Annotated in this window: 22 protein-coding genes; 8 read left to right on the top strand and 14 right to left on the bottom strand. The window is 69.5% G+C overall.

The annotated features are described in order from the left end of the window. The 4 genes from ilvN to QBJ89_RS01920 all read left to right on the top strand — a co-directional run. A partial coding sequence (gene ilvN, locus QBJ89_RS01935; RefSeq protein ID WP_277978843.1) for an acetolactate synthase small subunit occupies positions 1-496 on the top strand: 496 nt, incomplete at its 5' end. 104 nt (positions 497-600) lie between these two features. Then, entirely contained in the window at positions 601-1620 is a 1020-nt protein-coding gene (gene ilvC / locus QBJ89_RS01930) for a ketol-acid reductoisomerase (protein WP_219749408.1), read from the top strand. Positions 1621-1677: 57 nt separating this feature from the next. Next, a complete protein-coding gene (locus tag QBJ89_RS01925) occupies positions 1678-2469 on the top strand; it encodes a hypothetical protein (RefSeq protein ID WP_277978842.1) in 792 nt (263 codons plus the stop codon). A gap of 85 nt (positions 2470-2554) precedes the next feature. Next, positions 2555-3172: a YceI family protein gene (locus QBJ89_RS01920; protein ID WP_277978841.1), complete on the top strand. Its 618-nt coding sequence runs from the start codon at positions 2555-2557 to the stop codon at positions 3170-3172. A 141-nt stretch (positions 3173-3313) separates the two neighbouring features. On the opposite strand, the gene QBJ89_RS01915 is transcribed toward QBJ89_RS01920, so the two are convergent. Further along, the gene (locus QBJ89_RS01915; protein WP_277978840.1) at positions 3314-3703 is read right to left on the bottom strand and encodes a BLUF domain-containing protein; all 390 of its coding nucleotides are present in this window, start codon (positions 3701-3703) and stop codon (positions 3314-3316) included. Positions 3704-3954: 251 nt separating this feature from the next. Here QBJ89_RS01915 and leuA point away from each other — a divergent pair, with 251 nt between their 5' ends. After that, entirely contained in the window at positions 3955-5613 is a 1659-nt protein-coding gene (gene leuA / locus QBJ89_RS01910; RefSeq protein WP_277978839.1) for a 2-isopropylmalate synthase, read from the top strand. After that, a complete protein-coding gene (locus tag QBJ89_RS01905) occupies positions 5610-6254 on the top strand; it encodes an HAD-IA family hydrolase (RefSeq protein ID WP_277978838.1) in 645 nt (214 codons plus the stop codon). The genes leuA and QBJ89_RS01905 overlap by 4 nt, the downstream gene beginning before the upstream one ends. 10 nt (positions 6255-6264) lie before the next feature. Here the strand turns inward: QBJ89_RS01905 and QBJ89_RS01900 are convergent, their stop codons facing one another. Continuing rightward, positions 6265-6654 (bottom strand): hypothetical protein, encoded by a 390-nt coding sequence (locus tag QBJ89_RS01900; RefSeq protein WP_277978837.1) that lies wholly within the window; start codon positions 6652-6654, stop codon positions 6265-6267. 91 nt (positions 6655-6745) lie between these two features. After that, the gene (locus QBJ89_RS01895) at positions 6746-7066 is read right to left on the bottom strand and encodes a hypothetical protein (RefSeq protein ID WP_277978836.1); all 321 of its coding nucleotides are present in this window, start codon (positions 7064-7066) and stop codon (positions 6746-6748) included. Positions 7067-7168: 102 nt separating this feature from the next. On the opposite strand from QBJ89_RS01895, the gene QBJ89_RS01890 reads away from it, so the two are divergent. Beyond that, positions 7169-7417, top strand: a complete 249-nt coding sequence (locus QBJ89_RS01890) for a hypothetical protein (RefSeq protein ID WP_277978835.1) — start codon at positions 7169-7171, stop codon at positions 7415-7417. Here QBJ89_RS01890 and QBJ89_RS01885 read toward each other — a convergent pair. From QBJ89_RS01885 to QBJ89_RS01875, 3 genes are read right to left on the bottom strand one after another with little or no spacing between them, the layout of a single operon-like run. Further along, positions 7410-7841 (bottom strand): DUF1178 family protein, encoded by a 432-nt coding sequence (locus QBJ89_RS01885; protein WP_277978834.1) that lies wholly within the window; start codon positions 7839-7841, stop codon positions 7410-7412. The two genes, QBJ89_RS01890 and QBJ89_RS01885, sit on opposite strands and share 8 nt — an antisense overlap. Before the next feature lie 7 nt (positions 7842-7848). Beyond that, a complete protein-coding gene (grxC, locus tag QBJ89_RS01880; RefSeq protein WP_277978833.1) occupies positions 7849-8106 on the bottom strand; it encodes a glutaredoxin 3 in 258 nt (85 codons plus the stop codon). A gap of 31 nt (positions 8107-8137) precedes the next feature. Further along, positions 8138-8842, bottom strand: coding sequence for a ComF family protein (locus tag QBJ89_RS01875; RefSeq protein WP_277978832.1), 705 nt, complete (start codon positions 8840-8842; stop codon positions 8138-8140). Between the two features lie 56 nt (positions 8843-8898). Here QBJ89_RS01875 and QBJ89_RS01870 point away from each other — a divergent pair, with 56 nt between their 5' ends. Continuing rightward, positions 8899-9786, top strand: coding sequence for a class I SAM-dependent methyltransferase (locus QBJ89_RS01870; protein ID WP_277978831.1), 888 nt, complete (start codon positions 8899-8901; stop codon positions 9784-9786). Here QBJ89_RS01870 and QBJ89_RS01865 read toward each other — a convergent pair. From QBJ89_RS01865 to QBJ89_RS01830, 8 genes are all read right to left on the bottom strand, one after another. Beyond that, a complete protein-coding gene (locus tag QBJ89_RS01865; RefSeq protein ID WP_277978830.1) occupies positions 9768-10091 on the bottom strand; it encodes a PilZ domain-containing protein in 324 nt (107 codons plus the stop codon). The genes QBJ89_RS01870 and QBJ89_RS01865 overlap by 19 nt on opposite strands. Positions 10092-10127: 36 nt before the next feature. Beyond that, entirely contained in the window at positions 10128-10358 is a 231-nt protein-coding gene (rpmE, locus tag QBJ89_RS01860) for a 50S ribosomal protein L31 (RefSeq protein WP_277978829.1), read from the bottom strand. A gap of 99 nt (positions 10359-10457) precedes the next feature. Beyond that, positions 10458-10970, bottom strand: coding sequence for a 3-hydroxyacyl-ACP dehydratase FabZ (fabZ, locus tag QBJ89_RS01855; RefSeq protein WP_277978828.1), 513 nt, complete (start codon positions 10968-10970; stop codon positions 10458-10460). Then, positions 10967-11623 carry an OmpH family outer membrane protein gene (locus tag QBJ89_RS01850; RefSeq protein WP_277978827.1) on the bottom strand — a complete coding sequence of 219 codons (657 nt, stop codon included), beginning with the start codon at positions 11621-11623 and terminating at the stop codon, positions 10967-10969. Before QBJ89_RS01850 ends, fabZ begins: the two co-directional genes overlap by 4 nt. After that, on the bottom strand, positions 11623-14283 hold the full coding sequence (gene bamA / locus QBJ89_RS01845; protein ID WP_277978865.1) for an outer membrane protein assembly factor BamA: 2661 nt from the start codon (positions 14281-14283) through the stop codon (positions 11623-11625). The genes QBJ89_RS01850 and bamA overlap by 1 nt, the downstream gene beginning before the upstream one ends. 124 nt (positions 14284-14407) lie before the next feature. Then, complete coding sequence (locus QBJ89_RS01840) at positions 14408-15541, bottom strand: M50 family metallopeptidase (protein WP_277978826.1); 1134 nt, start codon at positions 15539-15541, stop codon at positions 14408-14410. Beyond that, positions 15538-16695 carry a 1-deoxy-D-xylulose-5-phosphate reductoisomerase gene (locus QBJ89_RS01835; RefSeq protein WP_277978825.1) on the bottom strand — a complete coding sequence of 386 codons (1158 nt, stop codon included), beginning with the start codon at positions 16693-16695 and terminating at the stop codon, positions 15538-15540. Before QBJ89_RS01835 ends, QBJ89_RS01840 begins: the two co-directional genes overlap by 4 nt. Then, on the bottom strand, positions 16692-17504 hold the full coding sequence (locus tag QBJ89_RS01830; RefSeq protein WP_277978824.1) for a phosphatidate cytidylyltransferase: 813 nt from the start codon (positions 17502-17504) through the stop codon (positions 16692-16694). The genes QBJ89_RS01835 and QBJ89_RS01830 overlap by 4 nt, the downstream gene beginning before the upstream one ends. Positions 17505-17510: the final 6 nt, after the last annotated feature.

The following is a 17510-nucleotide window of genomic DNA, read 5'->3' as shown; positions in this document are numbered from 1 at the left end:
GGCCGAGCGGCACACGCTGGCGGTGATCGTCGACAACGAACCCGGCATCCTCGCGCGGATCGCGGGCCTGTTCACCGCGCGCGGCTACAATATCGAGAGCCTCACCGTCAGCGAGATCACGCTCGACAAGGCGGTGAGCCGGATTACCATCGTCACCTCCGCCAGCCCGGCAACGCTCGAGCAGATCGTCGCGCAGCTCGAGCGGCTGGTGCCGGTCCACCAGGTCACCGACCTCACCGCGCGCGGCGCGCACGTCGAGCGCGAGCTGGCGCTGGTGAAGGTGGCGGGCAGCGGCGACCATCGCATCGAGGCGCTGCGCCTCGCCGAGGTCTATCGCGCGCGCGTCGTCGACGCGACCATCGCCTCCTTCGTGTTTGAGGTCACCGGCACGATCGAGAAGATCGACAAGTTCGTCGAGCTGATGGGCGAGGTCGGTTTGGTCGAGGTGGCGCGCACCGGCATCGTCGCGATCGCGCGCGGCGCCGAGGCGGCGTAGCGGCCGCCACATCTTTCGTCGTCCCTGCGAAGTCGGGGATACATCACCATGCGCGTCTGCGGGTCTGGATCCCCGCCTACGCGGGAATGACAAGGGGCTTTGACATGAAGGTCTATTACGATCGCGACGCCGATCTGAACCTGATCACCGGCAAGAAAATCGCGATCCTCGGCTATGGCTCGCAGGGCCACGCGCACGCGCAGAACCTGCGCGACTCGGGCGTGAAGGAGATCGCGATCGCGCTCCGCCCCGGCAGCGCTTCGGCGAAGAAGGCGGAGGACGCCGGCTTCAAGGTGCTCGCCAACAAGGACGCCGCCGCCTGGGCGGACGTGCTGATGATCCTCGCACCCGACGAGCACCAAGCGGCGATCTGGGAAAGCGACCTCAAGGGCAACATGAAGCCGGGCAGCGCGCTCGCCTTCGCGCACGGGCTCAACGTTCATTTCGGCCTGATCGAGCCGCCCGCGGACATCGACGTCATCATGATCGCGCCCAAGGGCCCGGGCCACACCGTCCGCTCCGAATATGTCCGCGGCGGCGGCGTCCCCTGCCTTATCGCGATCCACCAGGATGCCAGCGGCAACGCGCATGACGTCGCGCTCGCTTATGCCTCGGGCGTGGGCGGCGGCCGCTCGGGCATCATCGAGACGAATTTCCGCGAGGAGTGCGAGACCGACCTGTTCGGCGAGCAGGCAGTGCTGTGCGGCGGCGCGACCGCGCTGGTCCAGGCCGGGTTCGAGACCTTGGTCGAGGCCGGCTACGCCCCGGAGATGGCCTATTTCGAGTGCCTCCACGAGCTCAAGCTCATCGTCGACCTGATGTACGAGGGCGGCATTGCCAACATGCGCTATTCGATCTCGAACACCGCCGAGTACGGCGACATCAAGACCGGCCCGCGCATCATCACCGACGAAACGAAGAAGGAGATGAAGCGGGTGCTGGCCGACATCCAGTCGGGTCGCTTCGTGCGCGACTTCGTGCTCGACAACCGCGCCGGACAGCCCGAGCTCAAGGCCAGCCGCAGCGCCGCCAAGCGCCACCAGATCGAGCAGGTCGGCAGCGAGCTGCGCGCAATGATGCCGTGGATCGGCGCCAACAAGCTGGTCGACAAGGAGCGTAACTGACGCTCGGCGCGCGCGCGGCGGATTGATGCCGCGCGCGCGCTCCTGTAGGCGCGCGCGATGCGGACGGCGACGTACCGAGACTCGTCGTATCGCACGCGCGCCGACACCGGCAGCCGCGTCGCCTCCTGGCTGCTCGCGCTTGCCATCGCCGCGGCGCTCCTGCTGGCGCTGCTGCGCATGGGCGGCGTGGTGCGCGGCGACTTCGGCGACCACCGCCCGCTTAGTACCTTCGACGTCAGCCCGCCGGGCCGGCGCGCCGAGACCGCAACGACGAAGCGGAGCGAGCAAAAGCGTCAGTCCGCGCGGCAGCGCACCGCACCGGTGCCGCGCGAGCGCCCGGTCCAGCCCACCGCGGAGGTGCCGCCTCCCCTCGCCACGCTCAAACTACCTGGCGTGCTGATCCTCAATCGCGACGATTACGCCGCGTCGGACATCGGCAAGATCAAGGGCACGGCGCCCGCCCCCGGTGCGGACGGCGAGCAGAGCGCCAGCGCCGGGACGGGAGACGACACGCCCGCCGTCGGCAAGGGGCCGGGCGGTGAGCCGCTGTACGCCGCGGAATGGTACCGCAGGCCGACCCGCGCCGAGACGAGCCCGTACATGCCGCGCGGCCGCGCCGGCTGGGGCATGATCGCCTGCCGCACCGCCCCGCGCTTCCATGTCGAGGATTGTCGCGAGCTCGGCGAGTCACCCGGCTCGGGCATCGCGCGGGGGCTGCGCCAGGCCGGGTGGCAGTTCCTCGTGCGGCCACCGCGTCGCGGCGGGCAGCCGCTGATCGGCGTCTGGGTGCGGATCCGCTTCGACATCACGATCGAGGCGGCGCCTGGCCAGTCCGACGCGGGTGAATAGTCGGCCGAAAACCTCCGTTTCGCCGCGCGCTCTATCCGGCCGAGCGATAGTGTGGTGCAAGAGGCCAACAACAGGAGGAAGCATCATGCGTCATCTTCTCGCCGCCGGCCTCGTCGCCGCGCTCGCCGTCCCCGCCGCCGCGCAGCTCGCCACCGCGCCGGGCCAGCCGGGCCAGCCGAGCGCCGCGCGCGTCGCCGCCGGCACCTATCAAGTCGATCCCGCGCACACGCAGGTGACCTGGGAGGTGAACCACCTCGGCTTTTCGATGCTGCAGGGCCAGTTCGGCGCTTCCGGGGGCTCGATCACGATCGATCCCAAGAAGCCCGCCGCCACCAAGGTGGAGGTCACCTTCGCGGTCGACCAGCTCTCGGTGACCACGCCGCAATTTGCCAATCACCTCAAGTCGAAGGACTTCTTCGACGCGGCCAATAACCCGACGGCGCGCTTCGTGTCGACGACCGTGACCCCGCGTGGGCCCAACAAGGCGGTGGTCAATGGCGAGCTGACGATCAAGGGCATCACCAAGCCGGTCACGCTCGACGTCACCTTCGTCGGCGCGGGCGACAATCCGATGAGCAAGAAGGCCAATTTCGGCTTCGTCGGCACCGGCACGATCAAGCGCAGCGACTTCGGCCTCGGTTATGCCGCGCCGGCCGTCTCGGACACGGTGAAGCTCAACGTCAACGCCGCCTTCACGGCGTAGGCGCGCGCTTTCCTTCTCTGCGGCGTCATCCCGAACTTGTTTCAGGATCCACCGTCCCGCGAGCGCTCCGACACGTGGGACTGCGGCGGGGTGGATCCTGAGACGAGCTCAGGATGACGCCTTCTCAAAAAATAGGTAAGCTCACGCCGCGCGCTGGAGCCGCGCGAAACTGTCGAACGTCGCCCGTACCGCCGGCGACGCGTTCGCCACCAGGTCAGCGACGCGGCGCGTGAACGCCTCACCGTCCGAGCCGGGGACGCGCTCGGCCATCGCCCAGTCGCCGAACTCGCGCTGCGTCACCTCGCGCCGCGACAGCAGGACCAACGCGCGGTGGCGCGGATCGGCGCCGATGCGCGCGAATGCGCGCTCCACCATCGCCGGCTCGCCCTCGAGCGCCTGGAGGAAGCGGCGGCCGTCGCTGAAGAGAAGCCCGGTGATCCGGTCGCGCGTGTTGTTGGCGCGCGACGCCGCCAGGATCGAGGCGGTGGCGATCTGCCCGACCGCGGTGCTGATATAGACCAGCTGCAACATGGTAAACTCCCTCGTACCCCTCCTATCTCGCCGACAAAGGTTTCGTTTTACTCAAGATTTCGCGTGCGGTTCGTTGCGCTGGACAAGCCGCGCCGGCGCGGGGTACTCAGGCCCTCGATGACCACGGCCCACGGCCTCGCCCTGCTGCTTCGACTTACGCGCCCTTAGGCGCGTCACCGCTCGCGCGCCCGTCGCGCCGCGCCTAAGGGCTGGATCATATCCCTTCCGCTCCTGTCGAGAGAGCCACCGTCATGCTGCGCGACCCCGCGACCAAATACCGCCCCTTCCCTCCCGTCGACCTGCCTGACCGGCGGTGGCCCTCGGCCACGATCACGCGCGCGCCGCGCTGGCTCTCCACCGACCTGCGCGACGGCAACCAGGCGCTGATCGATCCGATGGACGCCGAGAAGAAGAGGCGCTTCTTCGACCTGCTGGTAAAGGTCGGGCTCAAGGAGATCGAGGTCGGCTTCCCCTCCGCCGGCGCGACCGAGTTTGACTTCATCTCGGGCTTGATCCGCGACAATCGCGTGCCGGAGAACGTACAGATCCAGGTACTCACGCAGTCGCGCCGCGACCTGATCGAACGCAGCTTCGAGAGCCTGGAGGGCGCGCACAGCGCGATCGTCCACCTCTACAACGCGGTCAGCCCGGCGTGGCGCAAGATCGTCTTCGGCATGTCGCGCGACGACGTGAAGCGCATCGCGGTCGATGGCGCCAAGGTGCTCCGCGACGAGGCCGCCAAGCGCCCGAGCACGCGCTGGCAGTTCGAATATTCGCCCGAGACCTTCTCCACCGCCGAGCTCGATTTCTCGCTCGAGGTCTGCGAGGCGGTGGCCGAGGTGCTGCGCCCGACGCCCGATGCGCCGATCATCTTCAACCTGCCCGCGACGGTCGAGTGCGCGACCCCCAACGTTTATGCCGACCAGATCGAGTGGTTCGCGCGCCATCTGCGCCAGCGCGACGCCGCGGTGATCTCGCTCCACACGCACAATGACCGCGGCACGGGCGTCGCCGCGGCGGAGCTCGGGATCATGGCGGGCGCCGACCGCGTCGAGGGCTGCCTGCTCGGCAACGGCGAGCGCACCGGCAATTGCGATCTCGTGACGGTCGCGCTCAACATGTACACGCAGGGAGTCGACCCACAGCTCGACCTCTCCGACATCGATTCGATCGTGAAGACGGTGGAATATGCCACCAACATCCCGATCCACCCGCGCACGCCTTATGCCGGCGACCTCGTCTTCACCGCATTCTCGGGCTCGCACCAGGACGCGATCAAGAAGGGCTTCGTCGCACAGGCCGCACGCAACGACGGGCTGTGGGAAGTCCCCTATCTGCCGATCGACCCGGCCGACCTCGGGCGCAGCTACGAGGCGGTCATTCGCGTCAACTCGCAATCGGGCAAAGGCGGGGTCGCCTGGGTGATCGAGCAGGACAAGGGGCTGCGGCTCCCCAAGCGGCTCCAGGCCGACTTCAGCCGCCACGTCCAGGCGCTGGCGGACGAGACCAGCCGCGAGCTCAACGCCGCCGACATCTGGGGCGCGTTCGAGCGCGCCTATCTGCCCGGCGCGAGCGATCGCTTCGTGCTACGCGACTATGACGAGAGCGGCGCCGCGGGCGAGCGCGTCTTCGTCGGCCGCATCGCCATCGACGGCGAGGATCGTTCGCTGTCCGGACGCGGCAACGGCCTGATTTCAGGCGTGATCGCCGCGCTCGCCGACAGCACCGGGCCGACGCTCGACGTGGTCGATTATGCCGAGCACGCGATCGGCCACGGCGCCGGGGCGCAGGCGGCGGCCTATCTCGAGTGCCGCACCCCCGACGGACGCACTGTCTGGGGCGTCGGGATCGACACCGACATCGCCACCGCGAGCGTCCGCGCCGTCCTCTCCGCGGCGAATCGGGCGTGAGCCGCCGCTACGCCGCCTTCCTGTTCGACATGGACGGGACGCTGATCAACTCGATCCCGTCGGCGGTGCGCGCCTGGACCGCCTGGGCCGAGCGCAACCGCATCGACGTGGACGAGCTGATGCGCGTGATGCACGGAGTAAAGGCGATTGAGACGATCCGCCGCTTCGCCCCGCCCGGTGTCGACCCGCAGCGCGAGTTTGAACTGCTGCTCCAGGCCGAGATCGACGACGTCGCCGACGTGGTTGAGATCGCCGGCGCGGGCGCCTTCACCGCGGCGCTGCCGCCGGAGCGCTGGGCGATCGTCACCTCGGCGCCGCGCTCGCTCGCCGAGGTCCGGCTCCGCGCTGCCGGCGTCACCCCGCCCAAGGTGATGGTTACCGCCGACGACGTCGAGCGCGGCAAGCCCGCCCCCGATTGTTTCCTGCTCGCCGCCGAGCGGCTCGGGGTGGACGCGCGCGACTGCCTCGTCTGGGAGGACGCGCCCGCGGGCATCGCCGCAGCCGAGGCGGCCGGAGCCGACGTGATGGTGATCTCGGCGACGCATTACGAGCCGCTCGACACGCGCTGGTGCCAGGTCGGCGGCTATGAGGCACTCACCGCCGGGCTGGAGCAAGATCGGCTGGTGCTCGGCGGCGTCTGAGCGCGCGCGCTCAGCGGCCCGGCGTGGCGTAGGACGGCGGGTCGCTGGCGGGGAAGGACTCGTCCGATCCCTCGTCGACCCGGTCCCAGCCGCGCGGCACGGCATCGGTCATGCTTTCGGGCGTCGCGGCGAGTACCGGGGGCAGCGTGAGTCGCGGAGGCGGTGTCACGCTACGTGATCGCGCCGCGCGCCGACCCAGAAGGAAGCCGAGCGCACCAGCGGGCACGAGCGTGCCCCACCCCGGTCCCGAGCTCCGCACCGCCTCCGCCGGGTGCGCGCGTTCGCCCGCGCGGCCGCTCGCCTCGACGATGCTGCCTCCCGATTGCTCCTTGAAGGTGAGCACGCGGTCGTCGCTCGACGTCATCTCATGGGTAAGCGACCCATCGGTGCCCTCCGGCATCGCATTGCCTCGCCGCGCATCCCGCCCGCCGGCGACGTCTGGTTGTTCTCGGGGGCGGCGGTGCCGTAGACCCTGAAGGCGTCGCCACCCATCACCCGCGCTCCCGACAGTCGCGCACCACCGCGACGGCGCAGCCGATCGCACCGCCCACCAGCGCGAATACCAGCACGTTGTCGGGACCGCTCGCCGGCGCGACCCGCCACTTGACCGCATAGACGACGAGCGCGGCCAGCACGCCGATGGCGAAGAGCATGGCGGCCCCACGTGGCTTACCTTCGATCGACTCGACCGGCATGACCTGACCTCCTTCGACACGCACCGTGGAGCACGTGAGCGGGTCAACGTCGCGGCTCGATAAGCGTTCAAAAACAAGCGACTGACTTAAATCATTTGGGTGACTGATCTGGCTCATGTGACCACGCGATGACAGGTTCTCGCTTCAGCGGTAGACTGGGCCGCGACGGTACCAATCGGGCTTGGGGGCAAGCGACAGATGGGGGCGAGCCCTTGGATCATGGAACGGCTGCCGTATCGCGGCGGGAGAGCGCTCGTCGGCTTGGGCGGAGCGGTAGCGCTCGTCATCGCCGACGACAGGGAGGGCCTGCCACCCGACTTTGCGCTCGACGCCGCCTCCAGCCTCGGCCTCCGCGTATTATGCACCTTGGCGCGGCAGATCGGCGGCACGCTCAGCCTCTGTGAGCGGCCCGAGGGCACCGCGTTGCGACTGGTGATCCCCGATCGCGTGGGTCAAAAGCTCAATTAATCTGATCAGGCGGCGCGACGGGGAAGAGCAGCGGCGCGATCGGCACGCCGTCCTCGACCAGCTCGCTCACCTCGGCCGCGCTCGCTTCACCGTGGATCGCGCCTTCGGGTCGCTCGCCTTCATGCATGGCGCGGGCTTCGGCGGCAAAATCGCTGCCGACCCAGCGTGACCGGCGCAGCAGCTCGGCCTGGAGCGCCGCCAGCTGGCGGAGCGCCTCGACCGGAGAGGTCGGTCGCGCCTCGGCAGGACCGCGATTGCCCTTGGCGCCGACATGAGGCGCCATCACGGCCTTCTCCACGCTGGTCTCGCCGCACGTCGGGCAGGCGACGAGGCGACGCTCGCGCTGCTCCTCATAGGCCGAGGTCGAGGCGAACCACGCCTCGAACACATGCGCGCGCGCGCAGCGGAGATCGAAGACGATCACGCGCCGCTCAGGCGGCGAGCATCGCGTCGAGCTTGCCCGCGCGCTCCAGCGCGGCGAGATCGTCGGAACCGCCGACATGGACGCCATTGATAAAAATCTGCGGCACGGTCGAACGCCCCGACGCGCGCCCGATCATCTCCGGGCGCTTGTCGCGTTGCACCCCGATGTCAGTCTCCTCGACCGACACGCCCTTGCTCGCGAGCAGGTTCATTGCGCGCGAGCAATAAGGGCAGAACGCCTTGGTGTAGATCTCAACCCGTGCCATCCCACCTAATTGTGGCCGCCCACCCCCGCTGTCAATCGGCTCGCGGCAGCACGCGCGCCCACACCAGCACCGTCACCCGCGCCGCGCCGGCGTCAAGCAGCGTCGCGGTACAGGCGTCCGCGGTGGCGCCGCTGGTGTAGACGTCGTCGACCAGCACGACATGGGCGCCCGCGAGCCGCGCGCGGCGGTGGCCAGGCACGCGGAAGGCGCCCGCCACGGCACGATGCCGCTCGTCCGCGCCGCGATCGCGCAGCATCGGCGTGGTGCGGTGGCGCTCGAGCAGCCGCGGGTGCCACGCCACGCCGCTGACCCGCGAGACCGCAGCGGCGATCAGCGCGGCCTGATTGTAGCCTCGTGACCACATTCGCCAGCGGTGCAGCGGCACCGGCACCAGCAGCGTCGCGCCGGACGGCACCCAGCGCGCCATCAGGCGCGCCGCCGTGACGGCATAAGCGGCGCGGCCGCCGTGCTTGAGCCGCAGCGCGAGCGTGCGCGCCACCTCGCCATATGCGACCGCGGCGAGGGTCCCCGCGTGGCGCGGCGGTGCGACGCGGCAATCGTCGCACCGCGCCCCCGCGCCCGCCGCCGTGACGAGCGGCAGGTGACACGTCTCGCACCAAGGCGGGCCGAGGAAGTGGAGCGTCGCCCAGCACTCTACGCAGAAGCGCCCCTGCGCCGAGACGATCGCGCCGCAGCCGGGGCAGCGCGGCGGCAGCACCTGATCGATCAGCCGCATGAGCACGTCGCGCTTGTGGGCGGCGCCGCGAGCGGGCACAAGCCACCCGACGACCCATGCAGCCTCCCGAGATCTTCGACCGCGCCGCGCGCCGCCGGCACCGCGACCGTGCCGCCGCCGACTTCGGTGCGCACGACTTCCTTCGTGCCGCGATGCTCGACGGCATCGCCGATCGGCTCGACGCGGTGAAGCGCGACTTCGCCGACGTGCTCGATCTCGGCTGCTTTCGCGGCGATTATGCGCCCCCGCCCGGTGCTCGGGTGGCGCGGGTCGATCCCGGTTTCGCCTTCGCGTCCGCCGCGGGCGGCGTGCAGGGCGATGAGGACCGGCTGCCCTTCGCCGACGAATCGTTCGACCTCGTCGTCGCCGCCGGCACGCTCGACGGCGTCAGCGACCTGCCCGGCGCGCTCGCGCTGGCGCGTCGCTCACTCCGGCCTGACGGACTGTTCCTCGGCGCCTTCGTCGGCGGAGGAAGCCTAGCGCAGCTGCGGGCGGCTTTTCGCGGCGCGGAAGAGCCCGCGGTGGCGCGGCTCCACCCGCTCGTCGACGTGCGTTCGGCGGGCGACCTGCTGGTTAGGGCGGGGTTCGCGCTGCCGGTCGCGGATGTCGAGACGCTGAGCGTCGGCTATGGGGGTCTCGGCCGGCTGCTCGACGATCTGCGCGGCATGGCGTCGAGCAACGCCCTAATCGATCGCCATCCGCTGCGCCGCGACACGTTGGCGCGCGCCGCCGGCGCTTTCGCCGCGCGCGCCGACGTGGACGGGCGCGTACGCGAACGCTTCGACCTGGTCTTCCTTACCGGCTGGGCGCCATCACCCGATCAGCCCAAGCCGGCGCGGCGCGGCAGCGCGAGCGCCTCGCTGGCGGCGGCGCTGCGCAGGGGAAACGCCGCAGACGACCGCCCGCTCACGCCCGGCGACGCGTCTCAATGCGGCAGGCCGTAGCGCAGGGCGAGCGACTCAAACGTCTCGTCGGTCAGTGGAGACAGGAACTGACAGCCCGCCACCAGATCGTCAGCCCAGACGACGATCGCGGCGACCACACCCAACCCCGGGATCGTGAGCCAGATCGATTCGTCGCGTGCCATGGCGGAGAAGGTCAGCAGCCGACAGCCGTGCAGCGAGAGGTCCATGACCTTGCACAGGGTCCGCGCCATGCCGCTCTGCTCGACCGGTGCCGAGACGGCGACGGGGGCGCGGCGTCCGCGGCGGACGCGGCGCTCGGCGGGGGCATATTCAGCGGCGAACATGGCGGCGAAGCTACGCCGCCATGCCTAACAACAGGTTTACTTTCGCAGCGTGAGCCCGCCGCCGAAGCGCTTGTTGAAGCGCGCGACCTGGCCACCCTGGTCGAGCATCTGCCCCTTGCCACCGGTCCAGGCCGGGTGCGCGAGCGGATCGATCTCGAGCGTCATCACGTCGCCTTCCTTGCCCCAGGTGGAGCGAGTCTCGTAGACGGTGCCGTCGGTCATCTGCACCTTGATCATGTGATAGTCGGGGTGGACATCTTTCTTCACGGTCACGCTCCTGAGATGGCTGGTTCCGACCAGCCTGGGACAGCAAGCCGCGCGCCCTACAGCGCACGTGCGACAAAGTCAAAGTACGGCAGGCCGGGGCTAGGCCGCGGCGGGCGGGTCGGCGATCATCGCGGTGAAGTTGGCTTCGGCGGCGACCACGCCGCCGATCTTCGCCACGCCGGCGAACTTGCACACCGCGCTACGCTTCTGGACGAACTCGACTTCGAGCGAGAGCAGCACGCCCGGCTCTACCGGCTTGCGGAACTTCGCGCCCTCGATCGCCATGAAATAGACCAGCTTGCCCGAGCCGGCCAGGCCGAGGCTCTCGACCGCGAGCACGCCAGCGGCCTGCGCCAGCGCCTCGACGATCAGCACGCCCGGCATGATCGGGCGACCGGGGAAATGCCCCTGGAAGAAGCTCTCGTTGATCGACACCGCCTTGGTGGCGCGGATCGAGCGGTCGCGCACCAGCGTCTCGACGCGGTCGACGAGGAGCATCGGGTAGCGATGCGGCAGCAGTGCCATCACGCGGGTGACGTCGAGCGGCCCGATCGGGCCGCCCGACTCACCCTCCGCCCCGCCGGGCGACTGACCGAGCGGGGCGTCGCTCATCGGCCGGTCGGCGTGCGATTGGTGGTCGCGGGCGCGGCCGCGGCCGGTGCGCCAGCGGCGGCGCCGTCCTGCTGGCCCGGCTGCCAATTGGCCGGCGGCGTGATGCCGACGGTTGGCACGGTGCGGTCGAGCTCGGCGGTGATCGCCGAGGTGATGTCCGCGGTCGGATTGGCGAACAGCGCCGCGTTCGGACGCAGCAGCAGGCTGACGTTCTTGGCGCGCGCGGCGGCACCCACCGCGTCCTGCAGCTTGGCCGAGATCTGCTCGATCGCGTAGGACTGCGCGCGCGAGGCGGGCGCGGTGAGGCGCTGGAGCTCGGCGTTGGCGGTCTGCTCACGGGTCTGGATCGCCTGCGCCTGGGTGCGCAGCGAGGCCTCGGTCGCGCCGGGGGCGGCGGCGGCCTTCTGATAGGCCGCTACGAGCGGCTGGAGCTCGGTCTGGATCGCCTGACGGCGCGTGTTCGCCTGGTCGAGCTGCGCCTTATACTGGGTCTGGATCTGCGTGCGCGCGGTCGCCCAGGCCTTGGAATTGGCGACAGCCGCCTCGGGATCGGCGACGGCAACGCCGCCGACCTGCGCGGTCGCAGCCGGGGCGGTCAGCGCCGCCGGCGCGACGAGCGCGGCGGCGAGCAGGAGGTGCTTGAAGGTGGTCATCAGAACTGGGTCCCTACGTTGAAGGTGATGAGCTTCTTGTCGTCGCCGGGCTGGGTTAGCAGCGCCTTGGCGAGATCGATGCGGAGCGGGCCGAACGGCGAGTTCCAGTTGACGCCGATGCCGACCGAGAGCCGCGGCCGCGCCGAGTCGCCGAGGAACGTCTCCTGGAACGGCTGCGACGCGATCTGCGCGGTGTTGGGCACCACGCCATTGCAGCCGCCGTTGGTGCCCGGGATGCCGGCGGCGCAGGTGGTGGAGACGCTGAGACCGTCGGCATTGGTGTAATAATAGAGCGGTTGCTTGGCATCGTTGTACACCGGCAGCGGCAATACGACTGTGTTGCCGTTGGCGTCCGTGGTCGTCGGGAACACCGCGGTCGGGAGCGGGCGCGTGATGTTGAAGAGGCTGCCGACCTGAGCATAGATCGACGGCCGCAAGCCGAGCTCGCGCGCGCCCGAACCGAGCGGGATCTCGATCTCGAAGCGGCCAAGGTAATAAGCCGTGCCGCCGAGAGCGTCGTCGATGATCTGGTCGCGGTCGGTAACGAGCACCTGCGCGCCATTGGCATCGGAGGTGTAATATTGCCGCTTCACGCGCGGCCCCACGCCGCGGATGTCGAAGCCGCGGAACTGCGGCTCGCCGAGATAGAAGCGGTCGGTGATGCGGACGCGGTCGACGCCCTCGCCGCGCGACTTTTCGAGCGAGCGGATATACCCGCCCTCGCCCACGATCGAGGCGATGAACCCGCCGCCGACGTTCCAGAACTTCGATCCCTCGACGCGGGTGCGGACGTATTTGACCGAGCCACCCAGCCCGGCGAAGTCCTGGCTGAAGACGAAGCGCTGGCCCGCGGTCGGGCGCAGGCGGCTGTTGAGGCTGTCGTAGATCAGCGAGTAGCCGACCATCGAGGTGAGCCGGTTGCCCAGCGCCTCGCACAGGTAACGTCCGGCCTTGAGCGGGTCGCACGCACCGTTGGTGAAGAAGGAATTCTGGTCCAGCCCGACCTTGTCGTAGGAGAAGGTATAGCGGCCGGCGAGCTGCCAATATTCGGTCAGCGGCACGCCGGTGCGGATCTGGAAGCCGGTCGACACCTGGCTGTAGGTCGTGCGGCGATCGGTGCCGTAGAAGTTGAAGGAGTTATAGTCGCGGCGGAACAGGTCCACGCCCAGCGCGATATTCTTGTCGAACACGTAGGGCTCGGTGAAGCCCAGCTCGATCGACTTCGAATAGCTCGAATAATTCACGCCGGCGCGGAGCGTCTGCCCCTTGCCGCGGAAATTGTTCTGCGTGATGTTGGCCTGGATGATGAAGCGCTCCAGGCTGGAGAAGCCCGCCGAGAGCTGGAGCTCGCCGGTGGATTTCTCCTCGACGTTGGCCTCGAGCACGACGCGATCGGCGGCGCTACCGGGCGTCTGCTTGATCTCGAACTTGTCCTGGAAATAGCCCAGGCTGTTGATACGGTCCTGCGAGCGCTTGACCTGGAAGCTGTTGAAGGCGTCGCCTTCGGCGAGGCGGACCTCGCGGCGCACCACCTTGTCCTGCGTCTGGGTGTTGCCGGTGATGTCGATCCGCTCGACATAGGTGCGCTGCGCCTGGCCGATGTGGAAGTTGATCGACATCGTGTGCGCTTCGGAGTCGCGCTGGAAGTCCGGCTGCACCTCCGTAAAGGCATAGCCGAACAATCCGGCGGTCTCGCTGAGATGCTCGACCGTGTCCTCAACCAGTTTGGCGTTGTACCAATCGCCCTTCTTGATACCGAGCGTGGTCGCCATCTTCTTGCCGTCGAAGTCGCGAATGTCGCTATCCACAGTGACGTCGCCGAACTTGTAGCGCTCGCCCTCCTCCACCACGTAGGTGATGATGAAGTCCTTGCGGTCGGGCGTCAGCTCAGCCACCGCCGAGGTGACGCGGAAGTCGGCATAGCCCTCGGTCAGGTAGAATTGCCGCAGCTTCTGCTGGTCATAGGCGAGCCGGTCCTGGTCGTAGGACGTACCCGAGGAGAGCACGCGGAAGAAGCGCGCCTCCTTGGTGGCCATCTGCGCGCGCAGCTTGCCGTCGTCGAACACCTTGTTGCCGAGGATGTTGATCTGGCGGACCTTCGACTTCGGCCCCTCGCTCACCTCGAAGATCACGTCGACGCGGTTCTGGTCGAGGCTGACCATCTTGGGCTGCACGGCCGCGGCAAAACGGCCCTGGCGCCGGTACAGCTCGATGATCCGCGCGACGTCGGCGCGCACTGCCGAGCGGGTGAAGATCTGCCGCGGCTTGAGCCGGACCTCCTTGCCGATCTTGTCTTCCTTGAGGCGCTTGTTGCCCTCGAAGATGACGCGGTTGATGATCGGGTTCTCGCGCACTCGGATCACGATATTGCCGGTCGCGGCACCATCGATGAACACGTCGGCGAACAGGTCGCTGGCGTACAGGTCCTTGATCGCCTGATCGAGCGACTCGTTGGTATAGGGCTGGCCCTGGCGCAGCTTGGTGTAGCTCAGCGCGGTCTCGGGCTCGATCCGCTGCGTACCCTCGACTCGCAGCGAGGTGATCGTGCGCGCGGCCTGCGGCGCGGGCGCGGTCGTCGCGGCGGGCGGCTGCGCCGCCGGACTCGCGGCGGGCGCGGGACGGGTCTGCGCCGCGGCGGCGAGCGGCACGCCGGCCAGCATCGTGCAGCCCAGCAAGGTCGCCGAGGCACGCGCCCGCGAAGTTGAAACGTTCAGCACCGTCACCTAAATCCCACCCGAGAGTAACCGCCACGCATGCGGGCAGCGTCGCCCTGCCTTACCTTGCTCACCCGATCAAGCCGGCCAGCTGCTGCCACAGCCCGCGGTTGCTGAGGTCGTTGAAGGTCACCAGCAGCATCAGCGCGAGCACCGCGGCCAGCCCGCCGCGGAACGCCCATTCGACCAGCTGCGGCGGCGCCGGTTTCCGCCGCACCGCCTCGATCGCGTAGAAGAGCAGGTGACCGCCATCCAGCATCGGCACTGGCAAAAGATTGATGAACCCGAGATTGATCGAAACGAGCGCGATCAGGAACACGAACGCGTCCGGCCCGAGCGTGAGCTGCTCGCCCGAGGCCTTCGCGATCGAGAGCGGCCCGCCCAGTTCCTTGACCGAGCGCCGCCCGGTGACGATCTGGCCGATCGTCTCGACCATCATCCCGACGATCTGGCCGGTGCGCCGCACCGCGACGACCGGTGCCTCGAACACGCCGACTGCGGTGACGACCGGCGTGGTCGGCGCGATGCCGAGCAGGCCGACGCGATATTCGTTGCCGAAGCGATCGCGCTGCAATTGCGTACCGATCGTCGCTTCCACCGCGGCGGCGCGGTCGCTCCGGACATAATCGACGCGGACACGCTCGCCGGCGCGGATCTTCACGTAGCGAACCATGTCCTCGAACGTGTCCATCCCGCGCCCGCCGAGCGCGGTGACCCGGTCACCCGCGCGCAGGCCGGCGGCCGCGGCGGCGGTGCCGGGCAGCGCCTCGCCCACCACCGCAGGCGTGCGCGCGTCGCCGTATGCCAGCGCGAAGCCGGCGAGGATCAGCACCGCCAGCACGAAATTGACGACCGGCCCGGCGGCGACGACGATCGCGCGCTGCCACACCGGCTTGGCCTGGAAGGTGCGGGCGCGCTCCTCGGCGGGCAAGGCGAGCCACTCGGGGCCGGGCTGGCTTGCCGGGTTCATGTCGCCGGCGAAGCGGACGTACCCGCCGAGCGGGAGCCAGGCGAGCTTCCACCGCGTGCCGCGGCGATCGGTCCAGCCGGCGAGCTCGCGCCCGAAGCCGATCGAAAAGGCCTCCGCATGCACCCCGAACCAACGTCCGGCGAGGTAATGGCCCATTTCGTGGACGAAGACGAGCGGCCCGATCACCAGGACAAAGGCCAGAGCGGTGATCAATACGCCAGGGGTCTGGATCAAGCGACGCAATCCTTCACGCGCTCACCGGCCCTACTCCGCGCCTCCGCGTCGATCGCGAGCACCGCGTCGAGCGTCTCCGGCGCGGCCGGGTCGTAGCGTTGTAGCGTATCGTCGACGATTGCGGCGATTTCAAGAAAGCCGATCGCGCCGGCGAGGAAAGCGGCCACCGCCACCTCGTTCGCGGCGTTGAGGATCGCCGGCCGCGCCCCGCCCGCCTCGGCGGCGTCGCGCGCCAGCGTCAGCGCGTGGAAGCGCAGTGCGTCGGGCGCCTCGAAGTCGAGCCGCCCGAGCTTGACGAGGTCGAGCGGCGCCATCGGCGTCGCCATCCGCTCGGGCCAGGCAAGACAATGCGCGATCGGCACGCGCATGTCGCTGGGGCCGAGCTGCGCCAGCATCGAGCCGTCGACGTAGTCGACCATCGAGTGGATCACCGACTGGCGGTGGATCACGATCTCGATCCGCTCGGGCGGCACCGGGAACAGCCGCGCCGCCTCGATCAGCTCGAGACCCTTGTTCATCATCGTCGCGCTGTCGACCGAGATCTTGGCCCCCATCGACCAATTCGGGTGCGCCACCGCCTGCGCCGGCGTCACCGCCGCCATCTGGTCGAGCGTCCAGTCGCGGAACGGCCCGCCGCTCGCGGTCAGGATGATCCGCCGCACGCTCTCGGGGCGGGTCGGATCGAGGCACTGGAACACCGCATTATGCTCGCTGTCCGCGGGCAGCAGCGTCGCGCCGTGCGTCGCTGCGGCGGCGGTGATGATGTCGCCCGCGGAGACCAGAGGCTCCTTGTTGGCCAGCACCACCGTGCCGCCGCGCTCGATCGCGGCGAGCGTCGGCCGCAGCCCGGCGCAGCCGACGATTGCGCCCATCGTCCAGTCCGCGCCCGACGCGGCGGCGTCGCACACCGCCTGCGCGCCGCCGGCGACCGCGGTATCGGTGCCGGACAGCGCCTCGCGCAGCGCGGGCAGACAGCCCTCGTCCGCTACCACCGCCAGCTCGGCTCCGGTACGCCGCGCCGCCGCGGCGAGCCGCTCGACGTCGCAATTGGCGGTCAGCGCGACGACGCGGAAGCGGTCGGGCTCGCGCTCGATCAGGTCGAGCGTCGAGGTGCCGACCGAGCCGGTCGCCCCCAGGATCGAGACGGTCCTCACCCGAACGCGCCGAGCGAGACGACCAGCAACGCCGCCACGGGTGCCACCGGCACCAGTCCGTCGAGCCGATCGAGCACGCCACCATGGCCCGGCAGGATGTTGCCGGAGTCCTTCACACCCGCGCGGCGCTTGAGCCAGCTCTCGTAGAGGTCGCCCGCCTGCGCCAGCACGGCAAGGAGCGGCGAGGCGAGCGCCAGCACCAGCGGCAGTCCCGCCGCCGCGTGCAGCAGCGCGCCGAGCAGCGTCGCCGCCGCGGCGCCGCCGATCAGCCCGGCCCAGGTCTTGTTGGGGCTGAGTCGCGGCGCCAATTTGGGGCCGCCGATCGAGCGACCTGCGAAGAAGGCACCGATGTCGCACGCCCATACCAGCGACATCGCCCAAAACGACTCGAGCAGCCCCTCGCCCTGCCGCCGCAGCACCACCAGCGCGAGCACCGGCAGCCCGCAATAGACCACGCCGAGCGCGAGCTGAGGCAGCCGCGTGACGATCGCGACGAAGAAGGCCGCCCCGGCGATCAGCCCGAGCGTGAAGAAGGGTCGCGGCTCGATGATCAGCCACGCCGGCGCCATCGTCGCCAGCGGCACGCTCAGCGCGAACTGCGCCAGCCGCTTCGTCTTGGGCGAGACCTTCTCCAGGTCCGACCATTCCGCCATCATGAACAGCGCGATCACCACCGCGAGCAGCCAGAAGGCGATGTCGCCCAGCACCAGCGCGACGCTCGCCACCGTGATCATCGCGACGCTGGCGATCATCCGCAGCCGCAGATTGGAGGGGGTACGCAGCTTGGCGTCGGGCGTCGGCTCGGTCATGCGGCG

Origin of the sequence: Sphingomonas phyllosphaerae, from assembly GCF_029623345.1 — a bacterium.
Lineage (GTDB): Bacteria > Pseudomonadota > Alphaproteobacteria > Sphingomonadales > Sphingomonadaceae > Sphingomonas > Sphingomonas phyllosphaerae_C.
The sequence above is the reverse complement of the archived record's forward strand: the minus strand, read 5'-3'. Positions and strand labels throughout refer to the sequence as shown.

Coding starts and splice junctions, on each gene's coding strand:
- ilvC (WP_219749408.1), top strand. CDS start 601: ATGAAGGTCTATTACGATCGCGACGCCGATCTGAACCTGATCACCGGC.
- QBJ89_RS01925 (WP_277978842.1), top strand. CDS start 1,678: ATGCGGACGGCGACGTACCGAGACTCGTCGTATCGCACGCGCGCCGAC.
- QBJ89_RS01920 (WP_277978841.1), top strand. CDS start 2,555: ATGCGTCATCTTCTCGCCGCCGGCCTCGTCGCCGCGCTCGCCGTCCCC.
- QBJ89_RS01915 (WP_277978840.1), bottom strand. CDS start 3,703: ATGTTGCAGCTGGTCTATATCAGCACCGCGGTCGGGCAGATCGCCACC.
- leuA (WP_277978839.1), top strand. CDS start 3,955: ATGCTGCGCGACCCCGCGACCAAATACCGCCCCTTCCCTCCCGTCGAC.
- QBJ89_RS01900 (WP_277978837.1), bottom strand. CDS start 6,654: ATGCCGGAGGGCACCGATGGGTCGCTTACCCATGAGATGACGTCGAGC.
- QBJ89_RS01895 (WP_277978836.1), bottom strand. CDS start 7,066: ATGAGCCAGATCAGTCACCCAAATGATTTAAGTCAGTCGCTTGTTTTT.
- QBJ89_RS01890 (WP_277978835.1), top strand. CDS start 7,169: ATGGAACGGCTGCCGTATCGCGGCGGGAGAGCGCTCGTCGGCTTGGGC.
- grxC (WP_277978833.1), bottom strand. CDS start 8,106: ATGGCACGGGTTGAGATCTACACCAAGGCGTTCTGCCCTTATTGCTCG.
- QBJ89_RS01875 (WP_277978832.1), bottom strand. CDS start 8,842: ATGCGGCTGATCGATCAGGTGCTGCCGCCGCGCTGCCCCGGCTGCGGC.
- QBJ89_RS01870 (WP_277978831.1), top strand. CDS start 8,899: ATGCAGCCTCCCGAGATCTTCGACCGCGCCGCGCGCCGCCGGCACCGC.
- QBJ89_RS01865 (WP_277978830.1), bottom strand. CDS start 10,091: ATGTTCGCCGCTGAATATGCCCCCGCCGAGCGCCGCGTCCGCCGCGGA.
- fabZ (WP_277978828.1), bottom strand. CDS start 10,970: ATGAGCGACGCCCCGCTCGGTCAGTCGCCCGGCGGGGCGGAGGGTGAG.
- QBJ89_RS01850 (WP_277978827.1), bottom strand. CDS start 11,623: ATGACCACCTTCAAGCACCTCCTGCTCGCCGCCGCGCTCGTCGCGCCG.
- bamA (WP_277978865.1), bottom strand. CDS start 14,283: ATGCTGGCCGGCGTGCCGCTCGCCGCCGCGGCGCAGACCCGTCCCGCG.
- QBJ89_RS01830 (WP_277978824.1), bottom strand. CDS start 17,504: ATGACCGAGCCGACGCCCGACGCCAAGCTGCGTACCCCCTCCAATCTG.